Genomic DNA, 20280 nt, shown 5'->3' with positions numbered 1-20280 from the left:
AAAATTGAATATATTCTCGAAATTTATTCTAAAATATTGTTCACAGTACCGGGAAAAACGAGCAAGTTGCAAGAAATTTATTTTACCTTTAATGCATAAATAAAACATTAGCAGGTGGAATATAAAATTTTTTCTTGTCTGCTTGATATTTGAAAAAATATCTGAACTTAAAGTATTAAGTATAAATATATTAGCATTTGGATATTCGTTGGTTGTCATTACTTTATAGATTTTGGTCAATCTACTAAGATATTGATAATCAGCGAACTATCCAAATTATTTAATGCTTATTTTGTTGAAAATCAATCAATTATATCTATTTATAACGAACTATTGTATATAACGATTATAAAGAGAATTTTAGTAATGAACTACTCATTTTCCGTCTTTTCAAGGAACGTTATAATGATAGCGGGATAAATATGGGTGATATAGATTCAGGCCCTGTTTTTTTGGGGGGTATAGTATTCCCGCGAACGAATATGCTTTGGGTGGAGCCAGTCTGGCTGGTGATTATAAAACGGCAAGGAAGCTTGAACGTCTGATAAATTTTGGTGCTGCCACCATAGATGAAAACGGAGAGATAAGATATAAAGTGAGGTTTGTGGATATGAATATCAGCCCGATGGCAGAGGCTTTGGTATTGAACTCGCTGACGATAACTAAATGGCTTAAAGGTTGATTTTAACAATAAAATAATATAGACAAAAAAGTAACAGTAAAAACAGGTAGAAAAAGTGTTACCTTTGTAACCTTTTATGTATTTAGAATAATGTCGGAAAAAGAAATATCAGTACTGGTAAGGAAATATGAACAATCGATAGAGTCGGGCAAACCTATCTATCTCGATGCGGATGAATTCGGTGAATTGGCTGAATATTACGATTCGCTGGATGAACCGGATACGGCGCGTGAGATTGTAGAGGCGGGGTTAGCTATACATCCTACCAGTAGTTCCCTGCTTATTAAAAAGGCAAAATTTGCAGTTTATGATGGCGAATATTCTCAGGCATTGGAAATATTGGATAAGTCGCTGTCGGAATATGACTTTGATTTATATCTTCTTAGGATAGAATGCTATCTCCAGCTTGAACTTTACGCTGAGGCTTACGCCCTGACAAGCGAAATGCTGGAGAAGGAAGAAAATGAAGCGCCTGAAACTGTCTTTTCCGAATTGGGTTTTGTCTATGTAGAGGCAGACTGTTTCAGGGAGGCAGTCACTTACTTTCTGAAAAGCCTGAAATATAATCCTGAAAATATGGATGTACTCTCAGATCTGGCATACGCATACGAAATGCTGGATAATTTTGAATCTGCTATAGAGGTAACAAATAAGATTCTTGACATTGAGCCTTATACATACGAGGCTTGGGTAAATATGGGTAAGTTATACTCATTGAACGAAGAATTAGAGAAGGCTATAGATGCATTTGATTTCGCTCTTACAATAAATGACTCGGATAATAATGTATTGAAGCTGAAAGCGCATTGTTTATCATTATCGGGGAGGGCAGAGGAAGCGATCGAGATTTTCGACAGCTTACTTAAATCGGATCCGGATGACGTTTCTATTTATTTCTTATTAGCCGAATGTTATCAGTCGCTGGAGCTGTTTGATGAAGCACTGCACATTTTGTCCTACTATGAAAAGATCAAAGGGGAAACGGTGGAATCCTTATCAAGGAAGGCTTATGTCTTCTTTCAGCAGGGAGAGTATAATAAGGCTGCTTATATTGTACGAAAGGGATTAGTGAGTTATCCTGACTTTTTGGATTTACGCATGCTTGCGGGAGAGATAGCTTTCAAAGAAGACCGGCTTGAAGAAGCGAAAGAATTCTATTTGAGTATATACTCGGAAGATAATGATAATTTTCATTTGGTGGACAGGTTGGCTTTGGTTAGTATCAAAGAGGAAGATTACGAGAAGGCTGCTTATTATACCGAAAAGCTATTGAATATGGATGTTAGTAATGCAGCTGTAAAAGAGCGTTTGGCATTGCTCTACTTCGAATTGGATGATAAGGAACATTTCAATGAGATTCTGGATCAGTTTACTGATAAGGAACTATTATCGTTATTCCAGCTTATTTATATTCCTCAAAATCCCGGTTATTTTGATAGGGATACATTGATTGTATATCTAAACAGGGCTCGTGAAACAAGAACTTTGTTTAAAAATCTGGAATATTAAGTATTTGATGTACCTTTTGCAAATATTTAATATATAGCACATTACATACTGTTCTGTGGCGATGTAATTGCGAAATATAAGATATTAAAGGAAATTTCTTCCTTATTTATTTGGTAAATAAATAATTTACGCTACCTTTGCACTCGCTTTAATAAAGCAACAAGGAGATTCCGTAGCTCAGCAGGTAGAGCACATCACTTTTAATGATGGGGTCCTGGGTTCGAGCCCCAGCGGGATCACAAGACAAAAGGACAGAAAAGACAGTCCGATGTCAATAAAAAGACAAAAACTCTCGTAATCAGTAGATTGCGAGAGTTTTTTTATTATCCTTCTTCTGTAAAAAAGACTTCCATAGACTTAATGATGTCAAATTCGGACAAAGATTCGTTACCTATTCGTTACCCAAAATTACCAAGACAAAAATGGTAACGATTTAACAAATAAGTCCCTGATTTGTCGCGCATTGTCTACAATTTGTCTGTAACAAACAGTACACTACAAAGTATTTTTACAAACAAAAATTTATTGATTATGAAAACAACTTTTAGAGTACTTTTCTATTTAAGAAAAAACAGACTGAATGGTAATCGTATGGCTCCAATAATGGTAAGAATTACGATTAATGGAGAGATGAGCCAGTTTAATTCTAAATTATCTGTATTACCTGAACAATGGGACACCAAACTTGGTCGATGTTCAAGCCGTGCAGCGGATGCATTGAATCTCAACAGGACTTTGGATAGCATAAAAGTTAGGATGGAGGAAATTTATCAGGAACAACTAAAAGAAAAGGGGTACGTTTGCCCAGAATCAATTAAAAATATATTATTAGGATTAGGTACAGCAAGAGCAAAATCTTTTATTGAATATTTTACAGAGCACAATGACCATTACAAACTAAAGGTTGGAAAAACAACTTCTCAAAAAACTTATAGCCGTTATGAATTAACAAAAAATAAATTGCAGGAGTTTATGAGAGTAAAATATAATATTACTGATGTTATGCCGACAGATATAAATTCTATATTTATAGAAAGTTTTTATTTATACTTAATGGAGCATAGTTGTAATAATAACACAGCTATGAAATTCGTTCAACGTCTCAGGACTGTTTTTGATTTTGCTATTAATTCGGGCGCTGAGATTAAAATTAATCCATTTGCTCAATTTAAATTCAAGTATGATAAAGTGAGCCGCGAGGTTTTGACACAAGAAGAAATTGATACTATATACAAAAAGGAATTTACCTCTAAGCGACTAACTCAGGTAAGGGATTTATTTATCTTCTGCTGCTACACCGGATTGGCTTATACCGACGCATGTAAATTAACAGCAGCTAATATTCGCAAATCGTTTGATGGCAATCTATGGGTTATAACTAAAAGGACAAAGACCAAAGTAGATTCTAATATAATGTTACTTGATATCCCAATCCAAATAATTGATAAATATACAGGAAAAGATAAAGACGGAAAACTGATACCAAGCTGCTCCAATCAAAAAATGAATGAATACCTGAAAGAAATTGCTGAAATTTGCGGTATTGAAAAAGCAATATCGACTCACATAGCGCGGCACACATTCGCCACGACAGTTACCTTGGCCAATGGTGTCCCTATTGAAAGCGTCTCAAAAATGTTAGGTCATAACAGCATAAGGACTACTCAAATTTATGCCAAAGTATTAGATATGAAAGTCAGTCAGGATATGAGTAATCTAGCTTTGAAGCTCAATCGAAAAAAACAATATAAAGAAAAAGTGTCATAAACTAAAAATCCCTCTAATCTGGTCAAATGCATTATTGATAGCAGATTAGAGGGTTCTCTTTTTTATTTTTTAGAATCTTCGATAGATATTCTTCTAAATTCTTTCAAAGCCTTCTCTATTTCAAGCGACACTTTACGCGCACGTTGGCCTGCTGCTTTGTTCCCGGTTTCGATTTGTGATTCAACATCTTTCGCAAATGCTTCAAAGTTTGTTTTTAATGTTTCTACTAAATTTTTCATTCTTTTCTTGTCATTTTTATGAGGGAACAAAGATAATAATTATCACAAATCTTCGTCATCATCTTTCTCTAAATCCAGTACAACTTCTTTTAGAATAGAGTCAAACAAAACACTTAGCTCTTTATTCAAGACTAAAATATCCCCCTCTCCAAAAGCCATGTTCTTGCAGATATATTTCAGAATTTCATCTTTGTCTTTTTCTGTCGGCAATTCGTTTACTGAAAAAATGAAATCGCGAATATCTTCTTCTATTGCCGATTCAATATCTCCTTTTGCAAACTCATCAAATTCAGAAAAACTCAATTTTTCTTGCCAATCTTCGAAATCATTATCATCGTTCTCCTCTGGATCAGATTGACTTCGGCTCATATTCAAAACCATTTGGGCAAAATCCATCGCTTCCGGATATTTCTTATTTTTCGACATCTTTTCAAGAAATTCCCAATCTTGTCTGGAACGGGGATATTCTCCGGCAATCCGGTCTATTTGGCTTATATATTGTAACTCGTTCTTTCGTTCCTGTGGTAAAGCTGCACATTCCTTACAGATATGTTTTGCATGTCCTTTGCCACTAAACCGTTCGTTAGCCTTGTATTCACCACAAATCCGACAATAGTGTCCTTGACGCTTTTTCTTTTTGGCCATTTTCATTATTCTTAAGTAAGATATAAAGATAATACAATACAATGTATCCTGCGACCCTTTCCTTCATTCGTTATATCATTTGTAATTCGAATACGCACTATTATAGCCTATTCTAAAATTACATGATAACCTACTATTACGAAAACAGTCTCGGATAACAAACTAAGAGTAGCTTCTTTCAGGCTACACTTGAGTAGGAGTTATTCATTGTCTTGGTATTGATATGCTGCGATAGCATAATTATTAATATTATCCACTATCTAACGATGCCCTTTTCCGTTTCTTCCATATCTATTTTCCAGTTGAAATCCAAACAAAAAGGATAATTATATTTTAGTTAATTTTTTATTTATATCTTTATGTCAGGATGTTAAGAGGAAACGGGCTCTGCTGGAGAGCAACCTGTCAGCAATAAGCATCCTGACGGTACGCGGTAACGCTATCTTGGGAGGCAGATTTACTGCCTCTTTTTTGTTACCGATACTGTCTATATAGCTTGAAAAACTCAATAAAAATCCTTCGGTAAACAGACTTTCCATAGCGGTCAGCTACTGCCGCAAGTTCCACATTAGTTTACAAAGGCGAGAGGAGCAAACTCCACGAAGCGGACTTCAAAGCCGCAATAGTTATGTAGTATTCTCTCCCGAAAATCCGTCTACCGGAAGGACTGTTGCTCTATGATACGATGCCATTGACATATTCCGTCCTGCGTTTCAATACAAAAAATAAGCGATTCACTAACTTACGAGCCACCTTCACGATCGCCTTGCTCGGAATCATCCTCTTACAGTTCTCCATATAAAACAAGCTCATCGCTGGATCTTGCCGGATGGCCACCCAAGCCGTCTCTATCAGGTTGCTACGCATGATGGCATGTTTACGCACCGTTATATCGCCTGTTCCGTCTTTCTCTCCGCTCGAATTACACATTGGTATCATGCCGATATAAGCAGCTAGTTGCTCAGCATTCTCAAATCGTGAAATATCGCATATTTCTGACAGAAACGTCATCCCTGTAGCCTGGCCTACACCTGGAATGGTCATGATTAACCGTAACGACTCGCGAAATTGTTCCGTATTGCCCAACTCCCGCAAGGCTCGCGTCATCTCTAATTTCTGTTTACGCAATTCCTCCAGATGTCTGATCTGGATGTCAAGTGCACGACGACCGCTCGGCGTTAGCATAGACACGTCTTTTAACCAGGCTATGAATCGTTTCGACCAGCGAGAGTGCGGTTCGATATACTCTAATGGAATCTCAACACCTAAGTAGCGTAACTGCGATTTGATTCGGTTCTTCTGCCGTGTCATATCTTTCGTTATTGAATTTTTCAATCTTATCAAAGAACGCATTTCCAGAGCTACGCTATTCGGAGTGTATATACCTTTCAGCTCTCCCGCTCGAAGGCTCCGGGCCAACTTGCCGCTATCTACTAAATCGGTCTTACGCAGTTTTTCACTGTTCTTGGTTGGTACATCGGCGGGATTCACCACGATATTGTTGATTCCCAATGCTGTCAGTCTTTCATGTATCCAAAACCCGCAAAATCCAGCCTCGTAAACCGAGTGATAGCTTGCCCCGGGATAATTTGTCACTAGAAATTTGTACAATGCTTCCGGCTGTGGAATCTGACTAAATTTTTTTAAGACCAAGATATCGGACAAAACTGTCACCGACCAACTCTTCAAATGGACATCTATGCCTACATAGATATTCTGTCCGTTGAAATCTAATACTTTCCTTTGTGCTGTTTTCATATAAGTTATATATTTTGAGGTTATTATGTTTTTATATAATCAAAATTAACCAAAAACGTATAACTTATTTTTTTTACGTCACTTCCTTTCCCGATTCAAACATAGGTACTCCACAGTTGGCAAGGAGCCCTCCTTGTTCGGTCTATTGTTCATTAGAGCAAAGGTATGATAGTGTTTCAGTCATTCATATTCAGAGCCTACCGGTTTTCACAGAAATCTTCCTCTTTCCCTTTGGGCGAGCGTATTTCTGCAAAAAAACATGCCTGTCTGAAAGCACAATACCTTTTGTTGCTCTATGAAACAAAAACGACCGACCTGACGGATGACGCATGAAAAAAAATGTCATAGTTATGAGAAACGGAAAAAACATATTGAAACAAAACTCCCTCCCCTCCGGAATCATCATAAAATTGGGTTCGAGGGTTGCAGTTGTGGCTCTGTGCCTGTGGGGTATTTCACAAGTGAGTATAAATTCATCTGTGGTTATCGGTCTTATACTTTGTTATGGGGGTATCTGTCTTGTGTTTAAGATAGTCAACTTTATCATTCGGATTATACTCTCCCTTCTTTCTATTGCCATTATCACATCACTTATCCTATTAATCATCTTTTAAACCCTACTGCCATGACAAAATTATATTTTGAGATAGTCGATTATTCCGAAAAGGCTATTGCCCTGTTTAGAGATACCAAGCCTATCAAAGACCTATTATCCGCTATGGGTGGAAAGTTTAATCCCCGATTGACTTATAATGACATCAAGAAAGCAGGATGGATATTTCAAAAGAGTAAGCGTAAGGAACTACAAAACATTATCAACCTAAGTCAATAGAGAATAATAAATAAAAATATAACAAGGGGCAGAAACTCCTACTCCACAAATTCAAAGTAAAAATGAAAAAGCAGAAATTTGAAGATTTTTTAAATGGGTTGTTCGCACATGAGGATTCGTTTGCAGAAGCAGGATTGTATGTTGCTCAATATTTCAATCTAAAGGAATATGAAGAAATCTTTTTTACATATCAACAACGAGAAAATGCTGGCGAAGACATAAGTGAGAATGAAGTAGAAGAAATATACAATCAAATGCTAAAATATATACAATGGCGATATCCATTCCGCTACCGCAAGATGGATAAGTATATAGAGGAAAATTATTAATATTAATTATCACAATTATGAAATCAACAACCATATTCACAAGAACCATCCTGACCTATTTGGAGAAACGAGCAGAAACAGATGCCCTGTTTGCCGAATCATTCGCAAAAACAGATAAAAATATAGACGACTGCATTACATATATTCTGAATACTGTACAGAAAAGCGGATGTGCAGGTTTTGCAGACATTGAAATCCAGTCAATGGCAGTTCATTACTATACAGAGGATACTATAGAAATCGGTAAACCAATGGATAACTGCCATATAACGGTTAACCATGTGGTGGAACTTACCGAAGAAGAAAAAGAACAGGCTCGCAAAGATGCTATCCAAAAGGCACAGAACGATGCCTATAACAAAATGATGCAGCCCAAGAAAAAGACTGCAACCAAACAAACAACAGAGATTAAACAACTAACCCTATTTTGACCTATGAAACCGAAAACTAAATTTCAAAAACAGATAGTAGCAGCAAGTAAGAAACTGCCTAAAATAACGGATGCACAAATTAAATGGGCATATAAGAACTGCATAGAGCATATCGGACAAAAGACAGCCAAAGGAGTTATCACTTGCTTAGAATGTAACCACTCATGGACAGATAAAGAAAACAAGGCAGAGCATTGTAATTGCCCGAACTGTAAGACCAAGCTAAAGATTGAAGAAACACGCAAGCGTTCATTTTTAGACTATGAGTATTTGTGTATTATTACCACTTGCGAAGGCTTCCAAGTCCTGCGCTTCGTCTATGTGGAATGTAAGATGAAGAAAGGAGAAGAACCCCGATATTTCAATATGGAAGTCGTACAACGCTGGATTGCCCCAAATGGCAAATATGCTACTATGGCTAAACTTCGTCCTATGGGATTCTTCCGCCAGGATTGGCTTTGGTGGAGTGATTTAGAAATACGTCCCGAAAGGTCATTATACAACATTACCCCGACAGAAATATACCCACGCCAGAAGTTAATACCCGAAGTCAAGAGAAGCGGATATAACAAGCAGTTCTATGACCTTACTCCCTTTGATGTGTTCAGTTTCCTTTTAGGCAACAACAAAGCAGAAACCCTGCTTAAAACAGGACAGGCAGAACTATTCAGATACTTTGCCTATAATACCCGAAAGGATATAAGCGACTATTGGGCATCTATCCGCATCTGTATGCGCAATGGATATAAGATTCAAAATATAAGTGAATGGTGCGACTATATCGATCTGCTCCGCTTTTTTGGAAAAGACCTGCATAATGCCAAGTATGTTTGCCCGAAGAACCTGAAGAAAGAGCATGACAGGTATGTAAAGAAGAAAAGGGAACATTCCGAACAGCAACGCAGGGAAGAAAAGAGAAAGAAAGCATTAGAGAGTGAAAACTTATTCCATGAAATGAAATCGAAATTCTTCGGTATCGAATTTACAGACGGATTCATCCATATCCGTGTATTGGAGAGTGTAGATGAGATTGTGCAGGAAGGGGACTTCATGAAGCACTGCTTATTCACGAATGATTACCACTTAAAACCCGATTCTCTTATTCTTTCAGCCTATACGGATGATAAGAAACTGGAAACTATTGAACTGTCCCTGTCAAAACTCAAGGTACTTCAATGTCAGGGTGTATGTAATCAGAATACGGAATATCATAATCAGATATTGAAACTTGTAAATAAGAATATGCCACTCATTCAGAAACGATTGGCAGCATAATATCAACCATAAACAATTATAGACATGAAACTCAATAAAATAGCAATTATGTACAAGGGTGTACTACATTTCCTTAATCGAGTAACAGACGAAAGCAAGCATTATCAAATAGCTTTTGATGCCGACAGGTGGAGCATCCGTTTCTATCTGTTACAGAACGGTCAAATACGAATAATCATAAATAAGTCTATCAAAAAGAGTGAAACCGAGTATCATACCCATTTCTGCTATGATTGTTATTGTACACTCGACAAGAATGGTTTATTCCTCGATGACGTTCACGACCCTGCTACTTGCAGAAAGATAAAGAATCCGACCAAATGGTTTACCATTGAGCCGATGTTAAGAGATATTCACAGCCAACTGAAAGAAGAATTGGAAGCCCTGCATCCATTCGACCTGATACACGATATAAGGGATTTGGAACACTTCATCTACCGAAAGATGAAAGAATACGGAACAATAGAATATATAGTAAACAACTCCCTGCGCTTCGGTATCGGTGAAAATGCTTATACCACAAGCGAAGAAGCATTGAAAGCGAAAGCAAAAGAACCGCTTGTATTACTGAACCTGTTCAACGGCTATCATGTAATCTCACAAGACACTATCATTTTTTTTCTGTATTGGCTCATAGACAGAGACAGGCATTTAACTATTTCCGATACTGGGCGAAGTAAAACAGTCTTCACAACCTCTAAGTGACAGATTATTAATCAGATTTATAACAACTAATTATCAATGTCATGTCACAGGAAAGTATGGAAGATTGGATGCAGGATGCTAAAGACCTTGCAAAGGTGGAACGGGAACTAAAGATAGAACATTGGGTATATATCACTTTCGAGGTAAGAGACGAAAACCGAAGTCGGGAAGTATTGCATATAATCGACCTTCCCCGTGCCATGTTGGACCGTTGGCGGTGGGTGATCGAATGGCGCAGGGCAAAACTTGTATGTAAATACCCACGAAAAAAGATAATGGTATATCATTGTGCATATGATAAGCGAACAGGATTACAGACGGGATTTGACTTCCTCTTGTCAAAAGTGGCTTCGGCAAAGGCGCAGATAACAAAAGTGGAACGGAGAATAGCGGAATATACCGATTATATGACACATAACGATTTGTTCTTCAATCCCGAAACGGATGAACGATTACTTAAAGCTAACGCTAAGTTGGAGCAGAAAAAGAAAAACTATAATGAAGCATATGCCATTTTGCAGGCTGAAGTCGAAAAACATAAAAACAACAAGGATATGTATAAATTATTTGTAGGATTCAAGAAGTTAGGCGAGTTCAAAACCATATCGGAAGCTAAGCAGTTTGCAGATAATTGTGGAGAAACAGGTGTATTTAATCTGATTGGAGATAAGTACAGGGACAGCTGGTATGTATTTCCGGATTTCAAAGAAAAGAACAAACCTAAAGATGCGGACTGATTTTCAGTCCGTTTCTTTTTTCGGTGAGCCTGAGCGGACAAAAAAGGTACTGTTTTAAAAAGCAAATAAAAATGCAATTATTTTTTATCTTTGTTTTTGACGAAGGAAAACTCCAACCGATAATTGGACGGAAGTTTATCTTGTGCAGGCAGTTGATTTGTTCAATTGCCTGTTTTTTTCGGGCTATTGCCCGAAGACGAAGGAAAAACTTAACCTCCATTCCCGGATGTTTATATTATCGCCAAACATACTTCATTCTTCTTCCATAATGTATACATCAATAATAATAGTTTACGCTGTATAGCGACAATTCCAATTTTCTTATATGGTTTTTCCTTTATAATGCGCTGATAATCTTCTTTTAGAGCTAAGTTATGCATTGAAGCGACTATTGCAGGGAAATAAAGAGCACTCCTGATCCGTCTGTTGCCTTTCTTGGAGATACGCGATTTTCCCCTTACACTCGTACCCGATTGTTTTTCGACGACATCCAATCCCGCATAACTAGCGAGCTGTTTTCTGCCTGTGAATAGAGCAAAGCCCTGTGTTTCAGCAAGGATTATTGCTATTGTAATAGTGCTGACTCCTTTTATCGTTTCAAGTTTTCTGACTTTATCTGCGACTTCGGAATCCTCATTTATCGTTTCTCGTATCTGACGTTCACATTCAATTATTTGTAACTCTATTGTCTGAAATATTTTTTGATGGGACTTTATTACAAAGTCTTCGCAAAATTCACTGTGCGATGAAGCTTCCAGATAATTAGAAACAGCCACTTTTTGTTCTTTTAATTCTTGTAAATAGCGCGTCAAGGAACGAAGTTTTTGATAGATAGGCCTGGGTGGTATCCACGCATCCAGACTTTGCTCAACTCCCATTCGAGCTATAACTTTAGCGTCAACCGCATCAGTCTTTGTTTTTACATTCAAGCTCTTAGCATAATATTTTACTTTATTAGGCAAGATTATCGATAGGTTGAATTTGAGCTTGTAGAGATGAACCGCCAAAGATTCATGGTATACACCCGTGGCTTCCATGGTAAAGGAAACAGGTATATGCGAGAATGTAAATTTTCGAGTCCACTTAATGAGCTGGTTCAAACCGGTTTTGTTGTTGTCAAATTTTACTGGATTCCCATAATTGAGGCTTCCACAGGTATCTTCTGTACAAAGGCAAGCCACAAATGTCTTCTTTGATACATCTATACCAATGTTTTGTCTTATAATCTCAGCTCTCGTTTCCATACTCTAAATTATTTAGTGGCTGGTGGTTCTTCATCATCTTTTCTCTTATTTTACACAAGCTTACAAATGTAGCCTTAAGTACTGTCCAGATTCTAAAGAAACACAAAATGGAAAGCGGACATTTTCTTTTTCACGATATGGAAATCCTATCTATAACAAAACTATCTCGCAGTCCTTAGCCTATTTGTCTAGCCAAGCTACAACAAATACCTCAAAACTTAGCTCTGGATATAGATTTATACAGGACAGTCCTACCTGTAACAAAAGCGTCTCACTTCCATTCTGCTAAACTCTTAATATACTTTTACAAATGTAAGAGAAACAAAAAACCGAGAGCAAATATTCCATATTTATAACTATTTTTACAAAACAGTAATTCAGTATTTATGTGGTCTGATTGGGAAGAACAAATAAAGCATCACCCCAAAGTAAAAGCCAGCGTGTTGTGGGAATATGACCTTTCCCGTTTTGATTGGCAATATATGCGGGCTTTAGTAGTCGAACGTGTCATTCTAAGAGGTTGGGACGAAGACTATTATGCCATTTTCGCTCTTTATGGAGGATTGGATGGCGTAAGATTGATAGTTCGGGATGAAGTTTTGAATCTTTCCAATAAAGAAATTTCTTTTGTCTGTGCTGTTTTTAATCTAAGAAAAGAAGAACTGAAATGTTATAAGCACAAATTGGACAGGCAAAATTTATAACAGTAAATTTATCAGGAAACAGGATGAATAGTAAGGTGAAATTAGAAAAATGGAAGATTGCCCAAAAGCGTCACCGCCTATCCGACAAGCAGGTGCAAATGGCTCGTGAATTAGGATTTAATCCTGATAAATTAGGGAAACTGGATAATCATAAGCAGGAAACTTGGAAGACACCCTTACCGCAGCATATAGAAAATTTATACTACAAACGTTTCGGTAAAGAAATGCCGGATATTATTAAATCCATAGCCCAATTACTGAAAGAGGATAAAGTCAAAAAGGAAAAGCAGAAGAAAGAAAAAGACCGGAAACGAAAAGCCAGACTTCTGGAAGACAGCTCTACAACTGATGATAACGGAATTATTGATAATCCCGTAGCAGAGATTACTTTCGGCAAAAAAATTAAGTATAATGATATACAACCGAAAGCGAGAGTTATATTGGGGAGTGGCGACACGCATGAAACTATCCTGCAAAAGGAAGCACATATTTTTGACGAAGCTTTTGATTTTTATAAAAAAGAAGGCGTTACCTTATCAGAACTCGGATTTATTCTAAAAAAAATATACCCCAGATACAACCCCCGCCGCTATGGATGCAAAACTTTAGGGTCTATTTACGAAAGACTGGAGAAGTATGAGGTGGTTCTCACTCCAGAAAAAACTTATAACGTTATCCGGAAAAAGGGAAATAATGAAAATTAGCTACAACCGAATAATCTAAATCTGATTATTTATAGCATTCCTGAATTTCATTGGGTTTGCTACAAATCTAAAAGTGTTGGTAACACCACCGGTTGTCACCAGAATTGATCCAAAACCGAGAATACGCCCCATAATTCCTTGATTTATACGTAGTCCTTCACATTTTGTTAAAACTAATTCTAATGCGTCTCTGCTAAAAACACCTGATTTGAGAATAACTCTTTTATTGGTTACGACATACTCTGTCCCCATTTTCAATAAAATCCTTTTGATAAGGCTGATTCCTCCCAGAATCAATAACCCTAACCCTATATAATGCAAAACAGAACTTACTGCGTTAGGATAAAAAATAAACCCCAACAATAACAAAATGATAGGAAATACAAATATATACCAATGTATATTTGCTTTGTACACTATCGTTTCCCCTGTCTGTAAATTATTATTTATGTAGCTCATTATTGATTTTTTGTAAAAAACAAAAATAACGATAATCAAAAAGCCAGGCAAATATTTACCCAGCTTTTTTAACATTTCAATTATTCAATCTCCTCACCGAAAAGTTCAATATCCGTTTTTGCACAGCGAATGCTTATAGCAATACAAACCCATGATATTATCTGATAGGCTGCCATACAGTAATAAACAATATTCATACCTCTTCCTCCTCTCCATTATCATTATTGAACGTAAAGCTCAGAATGTGGCTATTCCCTCTATTATCGAAGAAGTAAATGTCAATCACTTGCTGTTCATCGCACTGGGAAGTATAATAGAACCTAAATGATTCCTTTACCAAATCATAGTAATCATTCGGCAGGAAAGGTTCACTATCATCCATTCTCAGTTCTCCTTTCCCATCAGTCTGAAAATACCGGAAACGATAAGCTGCTTCGTCAAAATATCCGCTTCGTTCCAACTGACAGCGAATCTCGATAGTTTCTCCAATCTTTAGTTTTTTCGGTACAGGCAGGTGAGTAACTTCGAATTCATAGCCTTGCTTAATATCAATATCGTCGCTACAGGCACACGCTATTGCCGCAAGCAATAGCGTAAAGATTATATAAGATGCACATTTTTTCATTTTTATTCTGATTTTAAATTATTTTGTTTTTAGTTATTTACAGAAACAGGAATTTTCCCTTTATCTTATTATTCATAAGTATTTCGGCATTATTCCTGCCATAAGCCACCAGCATCGAACCATTCCGGGGTTGCATACCCTGTGTACCATCCGGTTTATAGAAACGGATACGGTTATACAAAAACTTAATAGCTGTGGCATGAGTCAGTACAATATCGTGAAACCACTTGGCTTCAATCTTAGCAAATACCAAAGCAATACCGTTGTTATGCTCTGCCATTTTAGTCAGGAACTGCTGGATTAAAGGATTGGAATATGGAGGATTGAGCCAAATCCGACCTTTCCATTCCTGTTTTAATCCGTTACCCTTGGCTGTAAATATTTTCTTTGCTGATTGATTTTGGTTATAGGCTTCAATAGATGTAGCCGGGTCCAAATCAAATACTCCCAGAGATTCTATAATCTCTTTTGGCGTGTACCATTCGTCGTTCTCTTTCATAGGCTAATTGATTATTACTTTAAACCCGATTCCTACTTGCGTATGAAACTTATTGATCTCCGAACCGAAGAGTATCCGCTCCCGTGCATTGATAAGCAGGGCGAACCTATCCGACAGGAATGTTTCAATCTCAAATGATACCGCACCACCATATAAGAAATTATCTTCACTGGTAATGGTGGCTCCATCAAATAGTAATTCCTTTCCCCAGTTTACCGTTTCATAGCCTGCCATCGCAGATAGTCCAACAGAAAAGAACAGCGTTTTACTTTTGTCTGAAAGGAAATTCACATAATATCCGCCTTCAGCTGTTATTTGAGATACAGGGATAAGTTTATCTTTATACTCATGTGATTTCTGCATATATTCCGCTCCGAATATCCAACGGTTGCCATTCTTGGTATAAGTCGATAAAGCAAGACCTCCGAAAAATGCTTGTCCGTCTTTCTTTTCCAATGTAAAGCCATCGACAAATCCACCTGTTACCTGTATGCCTTTCTGTCCCGGCAGATAACGTTGAGCGTGAGCCTGCCCAATCAAGGCTAGGCTCAGAGTTATAAATAATATAATCCGCTTCATGCTATTTTACCTTTAATTCATTAATTTCTTCCGCTCTCAACAGATCTTCGTTTTCAATTACAAAAGATTGGTTCCGCCCACCATTCTTTTCAAAGAGTTCAATAACCAGTTTCTTATCATTGGGTATGGTTACCTTATCGATTGCGAACACAGTGCGTTCAGTTTTATTACCTCCCACAGTAGATATAAAATTATAAGCACGAAGCGGATGGATAACCGTTTCCTGTATAGCCGTCTGCTTAGCTACTTTCTTGTCGATTATTTTCATCCTTACAAAATCTATATCGAAAGACACATTAGATGCGTTCTTTATCGAAGTATGCAGATACAGCAGGTTATTATGTGAATATATTCCTTTCAGTAAATATTGGATGCCAAAACGTTTGGAACCGATATGCTTTACTAATCGCTTGTCTGTATTGTAAATGGCCCTGTTAATCAGGTAAACGATTCGCGGCGATTCACTTCCCAGTTCCTTCAGGTAAATGTCCATGCTGTTATTAGGCCTGTTCGTAGCTATACCATCGTGCATAAAGTCTTTCATCTCGATATTTAGCTTCTCCGGCTCATCGGCATATTTCACATTGAAGGTATAGTAGCTACCTTCATTAGTGATAACAGCCATATTAGTCTCCGTCTCAAAGCTCCGAAGAGCAGCTTTTACCCGCAGGATATTTTCTGATGTTCCTGCCTTACCTGCAATAATACGGTTCGAACCTAAGTCCACATACTGAATTGGCGCAGGGAAAATGATATGTACCGTCTTATCGAAAGTTACTTCCAATCCGTATGGTGGTATCATCCGGTCAAAGGTTATCTTCTTCGATAGACCTTCATAATAATCGCCATAAGTCGGCTTAAGTACCTGTTGCAAATCCTCCTGCATCTCTTCCTGCGTTTGATTTACAACCGGAATTGCTTCTTCTGTCTGGGCATTGATGGCTATCGTCGTGATAGCCAACGCAAATAATAAAATGTATTTTTTCATTGTTTTTTACTTTAAATTTTCATTTTTAATTCTCTCATGGCTTTGCTGCTCCCCTCCCTTTGGAGGGGTTGGGGGAGGTGTCACTTGCCTAACTGTTTTTCGGCATTAGCATTACCTTATAGCCGGATTTGAGTGTAACCTTTACTTCCTTAATCTTCTTTTGCATATATGCCGACAAGCCTTGTATAGCTCCTTTTGTCAGGTCAGAGGTCAGTTGCGCGCCTGTACTCTCGGTCATGGTAAAACTTGTACCTACACTATTACCCATATTCGCCAGAATCTCTTTGGCGGCATTCATCTCCAATGAACCGGGAATATAGATACCTCGCTGTCCGTCAGAATCGTAAGTTGACATCTCCACAGGAATAATCGTTCCCTGATATTCGATAGATGATATTTGTATATTCAGCCGCTCGCCCTGAACTTTAGCGACTCCAGTAATGATGGTGTTTTCCGGAATAAGCATTGTTCCGGCCATGAACGGTTCAGTCAAGCGTAAACGGGTAGTCTGCCCGTCTACAACAGTCTGATCATCATGAATAACAGCAGAAATAGTATTTTTCTCCGACACACCCATTTCGCCACCCATTGTATTGAAGCTTGTATTTCTGGGTTGGTCATACATCAGGAAGTAATCTTCATCGGATAATCTTTGGGATAGAGCCGAAACTGTCTGGTTCTGTATATGCCTGATGGGAGCAACTTTTGTCTTTCCATTACCGCTACTCTTCACTGTACCATTGGAAATCCTTTTGCTCAGGCTTTCACTGCTATTATCCTGTTGCACATTCGGCATATATTTAGCTGCCATCTGGTAGGATTTTTCCATTAATTCCAACTGTTCATCCATCTGGCTTTTGGTAGCTTCTTTTTCATTCACTTTAGCTTCCAGTTCTTCCAGTTTCTTTTTCATTTCTTCCTTTTCAGGATCGGCTTTAGGCTGTTCGTAGAAATTGCCCAATGTTTTATTGATATCCTTATAGGCTGAAACAGAATTGTTAATAGGCTCTTTCTTTTCTTGTGGCTTTTGTTCCGGCTCATCGCCGAGGGAAAGAGTCACTTGTTGTTTATCCTTCGTTTCATTTTCCAGAATATCCATATACCCTTGAAGGGACTGCATCCTTTCTTTTTGGTTCTTCTGCATCTGCTCCTGTTCATAGGCATCTTTTTTGTCTCCGATAAGTCCACCACCATCAGGATCGGGTATATCAGCATTAAGCCCGATACTTTCCTGTTCTTTGGCTTTATCCGCATCGGATGGTGCAAATATCAGCCACATACAGCCTGCAAAAACAATCGCCATCAATGCAAATACCGCATACTTTTTAAGCTTTTGTTTTTGCTCCGGGCTTAATCCTCGTTGTTCGCTCATATTCTTTAAATCTTTGTTTGTTAATACTTAAACTGTCGATAGAGTCCTGTCTCATTTTTTGCCGATGCAGATCAAACAGCTCCTCTTCCATTTCAGAATCCATAAAATCAAATTCTTTGCTCTTATTTTGTTCCAGTTCCAATTGCCTGATATGCTCTATTTCCATCTGCTCTTTTTTCTCACTTTCCTTTCCCCAATTATAAATTGTAGAAAATGTAAAATGCAGATTGCCAATAGTCAGTATCAGAAGCATTATCAGAATGGTTACAATCCGTTTATCGGGAGTCAGCTCACCGCACAGGCCTTTGAGCTTATCCTCAAACCAATACCAGACTTCTTTCAATCGCTCTTTCATATCATTTACTTTTCGTGGTTTACCCAAAGTCCCCCTTGGGGGATTTAGGGGGCTGTTTAGCGGGTAAGTACTCTGATATCCTTATTTTCTTTGACCTCGAATCCTTCGATAGTAAATCCATGCGGATTATTATCAGAACGGACAGAATTCAATAACCGGCAATAGGTTATCAAAGAGCGTTCGGTAATATTACTCTCGCGAATAATCATCTGCTTACCATAAGTAGCAACTTGATAAGGATAGACATTCAGGTTGCAGGCCACACTGTCTATCTGTATCATTTGATTGATATTGCCCGATATTATGCGATTATAATATCCTTTTTCTGACAAGTCTTTATAATAATTGAAGGCTGTTTTATCTGACAGGAGCAGTGCCCTGTTGATATTGCTTTCAATAGCCGATTTGTCAGGAGAAAGGGTAAAGAAGAGTTCGTGAAAACGCCTGACGTGTTCCCTTGCTTCCACAGGGCGGTTTTGTGACAAGTCCTGCGAGAGGGCGAGCATCAGTGATTTTCCATTGTCCAATACATATATTTTCTGGCGCTGTGCTTCTGCAAAGTCGTATGCACTATATACGGAATATCCCGTAACAAGAGTACACATACACAGAAACACAATGCCGAAAATGCGGAGTTGCTTAAAACTGGTCTCTATATTTTTTAATGACTTGAATTCCATTATACTAATGTGATAATTTGAAAATGTGCCGATGTGCCAATGATGATTACTGAGCCTGATAATCATTTTTTCATTGGCAAATTGGCATACTAAACCATTGGCTCATTAAGTTATTTCCCTTTCAGCCTTCCCATAATATTTCCGGCAGCAGCACCCGCAGCACCTCCGGCTATTGCTCCGCCTTTGGTTGCCGTCTGATTCACATTCTTACCGAAGTTACCCATGCCACCAGCCGAGATTATCCATCCGGCAACAGTCGGAATGGTAAAGAACCCGACAATACCGATCAGTAGGAATAGGATATAAATAACATCGGAACTATCCAGCGAGAAGTTCGGATCAGTTTCCATCCGGACAATATCAGCTTGCAACATCAGTGATTGGAGCCGGGCTAATATCGTGCTGAACAAATCAGACACAGGCAGCCACAGATAGACCGACACATATCGTGATATCCATTGGGTCAGGGTGGATGAAAATCCGTCCCAGACGGAGATCCCGAAGGCAATAGGACCTAGTATGGCGAGAACAATCAGGAAGAAAGTGCGTATCACATCAATAACCAATGCCGCCGCCTTGAAAATTATCTCCAGCAACTCCCTGAATGCTTCCCGTATCCATTTCTTGGCATTGTACAATCCTTTTTCAATATATAATCCGACTTTCGTTCCCACATCAGTAATACCCAATTCGTCCAGTTTGGCATCCCATATTTCATTATCTACCAGATAAGCTGTTTCGGGATTGCGCCGCATGGCTTCATACTCCATCTTATCCTTTTGCTCTGCATATTTCTGCATGTCGAATGTTTCGGATTGCAGCATACCATGTGTTCCCTGCACAACAGGACTCATAATACTGTTGATAGTACCCAGTACGACAGTCGGGAAAAACATGATACATAGGCCGATGGCAAAGGGACGAAGCAAGGGATAGACATCGATAGGTTCAGCCCGTGACAGGGATTGCCAGACCCGATGGGCAACATAGAACAATGCTCCCAATCCGGCTATTCCTTTGGCTACTCCGGCCATATCGCTACACAAAGGCATCATCTGGTCATAAAGGGTTCGCAGTGTTTCGTGAAATTGATCAAAATCCATATTCTAATAATTTAATGTGAAAATTTGCCAATATGCCAATGTTATTGTTGCTTTGCGCC

The 20280-nt window shown here is 38.2% G+C and carries 23 protein-coding genes, 1 tRNA gene and 4 pseudogenes; 14 read left to right on the top strand and 14 right to left on the bottom strand.

Features of this window, described 5'->3' with window-relative positions:
- Nucleotides 1-219: pseudogene (locus tag D0T84_RS22510) on the bottom strand (hypothetical protein); the annotation flags it as partial.
- 268 nt (nucleotides 220-487) lie between these two features.
- Here D0T84_RS22510 and D0T84_RS22745 point away from each other — a divergent pair.
- The 4 genes from D0T84_RS22745 to D0T84_RS01855 all read left to right on the top strand — a co-directional run bounded on the left by D0T84_RS22745 (nucleotide 488) and on the right by D0T84_RS01855 (nucleotide 3958).
- Complete coding sequence (locus D0T84_RS22745; protein ID WP_255495125.1) at nucleotides 488-682, top strand: hypothetical protein; 195 nt, start codon at nucleotides 488-490, stop codon at nucleotides 680-682.
- A gap of 90 nt (nucleotides 683-772) precedes the next feature.
- The gene (locus D0T84_RS01865) at nucleotides 773-2191 is read left to right on the top strand and encodes a tetratricopeptide repeat protein (protein ID WP_163305337.1); all 1419 of its coding nucleotides are present in this window, start codon (nucleotides 773-775) and stop codon (nucleotides 2189-2191) included.
- A gap of 166 nt (nucleotides 2192-2357) precedes the next feature.
- Nucleotides 2358-2430: transfer RNA gene (locus D0T84_RS01860), tRNA-Lys, on the top strand.
- Between the two features lie 292 nt (nucleotides 2431-2722).
- Complete coding sequence (locus tag D0T84_RS01855) at nucleotides 2723-3958, top strand: site-specific integrase (RefSeq protein WP_163305335.1); 1236 nt, start codon at nucleotides 2723-2725, stop codon at nucleotides 3956-3958.
- Nucleotides 3959-4020: 62 nt separating this feature from the next.
- On the opposite strand, the gene D0T84_RS01850 is transcribed toward D0T84_RS01855, so the two are convergent.
- From D0T84_RS01850 to D0T84_RS01840, 3 genes and pseudogenes are all read right to left on the bottom strand, one after another.
- Nucleotides 4021-4197 carry a histone H1 gene (locus D0T84_RS01850; protein ID WP_163305333.1) on the bottom strand — a complete coding sequence of 59 codons (177 nt, stop codon included), beginning with the start codon at nucleotides 4195-4197 and terminating at the stop codon, nucleotides 4021-4023.
- A gap of 512 nt (nucleotides 4198-4709) precedes the next feature.
- Nucleotides 4710-4842 (bottom strand): annotated as a pseudogene (locus D0T84_RS23255) (N-acetyltransferase); the annotation flags it as partial.
- Nucleotides 4843-5517: 675 nt separating this feature from the next.
- The gene (locus D0T84_RS01840) at nucleotides 5518-6600 is read right to left on the bottom strand and encodes an IS110 family transposase (RefSeq protein ID WP_163305329.1); all 1083 of its coding nucleotides are present in this window, start codon (nucleotides 6598-6600) and stop codon (nucleotides 5518-5520) included.
- A gap of 165 nt (nucleotides 6601-6765) precedes the next feature.
- Between D0T84_RS01840 and D0T84_RS01835 the strand changes: the two genes are divergently transcribed.
- The 8 genes and pseudogenes from D0T84_RS01835 to D0T84_RS01800 all read left to right on the top strand — a co-directional run bounded on the left by D0T84_RS01835 (nucleotide 6766) and on the right by D0T84_RS01800 (nucleotide 10909).
- Nucleotides 6766-6933 carry a hypothetical protein gene (locus D0T84_RS01835; RefSeq protein ID WP_163305327.1) on the top strand — a complete coding sequence of 56 codons (168 nt, stop codon included), beginning with the start codon at nucleotides 6766-6768 and terminating at the stop codon, nucleotides 6931-6933.
- A gap of 17 nt (nucleotides 6934-6950) precedes the next feature.
- Complete coding sequence (locus tag D0T84_RS01830) at nucleotides 6951-7214, top strand: hypothetical protein (RefSeq protein ID WP_163305325.1); 264 nt, start codon at nucleotides 6951-6953, stop codon at nucleotides 7212-7214.
- 26 nt (nucleotides 7215-7240) lie between these two features.
- Nucleotides 7241-7432: pseudogene (locus tag D0T84_RS01825) on the top strand (fusion protein); the annotation flags it as partial.
- A gap of 62 nt (nucleotides 7433-7494) precedes the next feature.
- A complete protein-coding gene (locus D0T84_RS01820; RefSeq protein ID WP_163305323.1) occupies nucleotides 7495-7761 on the top strand; it encodes a hypothetical protein in 267 nt (88 codons plus the stop codon).
- A gap of 17 nt (nucleotides 7762-7778) precedes the next feature.
- Nucleotides 7779-8192, top strand: a complete 414-nt coding sequence (locus D0T84_RS01815; RefSeq protein ID WP_163305321.1) for a PcfK-like family protein — start codon at nucleotides 7779-7781, stop codon at nucleotides 8190-8192.
- 3 nt (nucleotides 8193-8195) lie between these two features.
- Nucleotides 8196-9467 (top strand): PcfJ domain-containing protein, encoded by a 1272-nt coding sequence (locus D0T84_RS01810; RefSeq protein ID WP_163305319.1) that lies wholly within the window; start codon nucleotides 8196-8198, stop codon nucleotides 9465-9467.
- 24 nt (nucleotides 9468-9491) lie between these two features.
- Nucleotides 9492-10172, top strand: a complete 681-nt coding sequence (locus D0T84_RS01805) for a hypothetical protein (RefSeq protein WP_163305317.1) — start codon at nucleotides 9492-9494, stop codon at nucleotides 10170-10172.
- Nucleotides 10173-10213: 41 nt separating this feature from the next.
- Nucleotides 10214-10909 carry a hypothetical protein gene (locus tag D0T84_RS01800; protein WP_163305315.1) on the top strand — a complete coding sequence of 232 codons (696 nt, stop codon included), beginning with the start codon at nucleotides 10214-10216 and terminating at the stop codon, nucleotides 10907-10909.
- Nucleotides 10910-11139: 230 nt separating this feature from the next.
- On the opposite strand, the gene D0T84_RS01795 is transcribed toward D0T84_RS01800, so the two are convergent.
- Nucleotides 11140-12153 carry a transposase gene (locus D0T84_RS01795; protein WP_163305313.1) on the bottom strand — a complete coding sequence of 338 codons (1014 nt, stop codon included), beginning with the start codon at nucleotides 12151-12153 and terminating at the stop codon, nucleotides 11140-11142.
- Nucleotides 12154-12539: 386 nt separating this feature from the next.
- On the opposite strand from D0T84_RS01795, the gene D0T84_RS01790 reads away from it, so the two are divergent.
- Together D0T84_RS01790 and D0T84_RS22740 are read left to right on the top strand one after the other, a co-directional pair.
- Nucleotides 12540-12857 (top strand): hypothetical protein, encoded by a 318-nt coding sequence (locus tag D0T84_RS01790; protein WP_163305311.1) that lies wholly within the window; start codon nucleotides 12540-12542, stop codon nucleotides 12855-12857.
- A 23-nt stretch (nucleotides 12858-12880) separates the two neighbouring features.
- Nucleotides 12881-13207, top strand: a pseudogene (locus tag D0T84_RS22740) (hypothetical protein); the annotation flags it as partial.
- Nucleotides 13208-13576: 369 nt separating this feature from the next.
- On the opposite strand, the gene D0T84_RS01780 reads toward D0T84_RS22740, so the two are convergent.
- The 9 genes from D0T84_RS01780 to traJ all read right to left on the bottom strand — a co-directional run bounded on the left by D0T84_RS01780 (nucleotide 13577) and on the right by traJ (nucleotide 20221).
- Nucleotides 13577-14020 carry a PH domain-containing protein gene (locus tag D0T84_RS01780; protein ID WP_163305355.1) on the bottom strand — a complete coding sequence of 148 codons (444 nt, stop codon included), beginning with the start codon at nucleotides 14018-14020 and terminating at the stop codon, nucleotides 13577-13579.
- Between the two features lie 193 nt (nucleotides 14021-14213).
- Nucleotides 14214-14645 (bottom strand): TraQ conjugal transfer family protein, encoded by a 432-nt coding sequence (locus D0T84_RS01775; protein WP_163305307.1) that lies wholly within the window; start codon nucleotides 14643-14645, stop codon nucleotides 14214-14216.
- Between the two features lie 37 nt (nucleotides 14646-14682).
- The gene (locus D0T84_RS01770) at nucleotides 14683-15144 is read right to left on the bottom strand and encodes a DNA N-6-adenine-methyltransferase (protein ID WP_163305305.1); all 462 of its coding nucleotides are present in this window, start codon (nucleotides 15142-15144) and stop codon (nucleotides 14683-14685) included.
- A 3-nt stretch (nucleotides 15145-15147) separates the two neighbouring features.
- Nucleotides 15148-15723: a conjugal transfer protein TraO gene (locus tag D0T84_RS01765; RefSeq protein ID WP_163305303.1), complete on the bottom strand. Its 576-nt coding sequence runs from the start codon at nucleotides 15721-15723 to the stop codon at nucleotides 15148-15150.
- Between the two features lies 1 nt (nucleotide 15724).
- Nucleotides 15725-16711 (bottom strand): conjugative transposon protein TraN, encoded by a 987-nt coding sequence (gene traN, locus D0T84_RS01760; RefSeq protein WP_163305301.1) that lies wholly within the window; start codon nucleotides 16709-16711, stop codon nucleotides 15725-15727.
- Nucleotides 16712-16799: 88 nt separating this feature from the next.
- Nucleotides 16800-18083, bottom strand: a complete 1284-nt coding sequence (gene traM, locus D0T84_RS01755; protein WP_163305299.1) for a conjugative transposon protein TraM — start codon at nucleotides 18081-18083, stop codon at nucleotides 16800-16802.
- Entirely contained in the window at nucleotides 18037-18438 is a 402-nt protein-coding gene (locus tag D0T84_RS01750) for a TraL conjugative transposon family protein (protein WP_163305297.1), read from the bottom strand. The genes traM and D0T84_RS01750 overlap by 47 nt, the downstream gene beginning before the upstream one ends.
- Before the next feature lie 56 nt (nucleotides 18439-18494).
- The gene (gene traK / locus D0T84_RS01745) at nucleotides 18495-19118 is read right to left on the bottom strand and encodes a conjugative transposon protein TraK (protein ID WP_163305295.1); all 624 of its coding nucleotides are present in this window, start codon (nucleotides 19116-19118) and stop codon (nucleotides 18495-18497) included.
- A 110-nt stretch (nucleotides 19119-19228) separates the two neighbouring features.
- Nucleotides 19229-20221: a conjugative transposon protein TraJ gene (gene traJ / locus D0T84_RS01740; protein ID WP_163305293.1), complete on the bottom strand. Its 993-nt coding sequence runs from the start codon at nucleotides 20219-20221 to the stop codon at nucleotides 19229-19231.
- Nucleotides 20222-20280 lie beyond the last annotated feature (59 nt).

Source organism: Dysgonomonas sp. 521, from assembly GCF_010501055.1.
Lineage (GTDB): Bacteria > Bacteroidota > Bacteroidia > Bacteroidales > Dysgonomonadaceae > Dysgonomonas.
The sequence above is the reverse complement of the archived record's forward strand: the minus strand, read 5'-3'. Positions and strand labels throughout refer to the sequence as shown.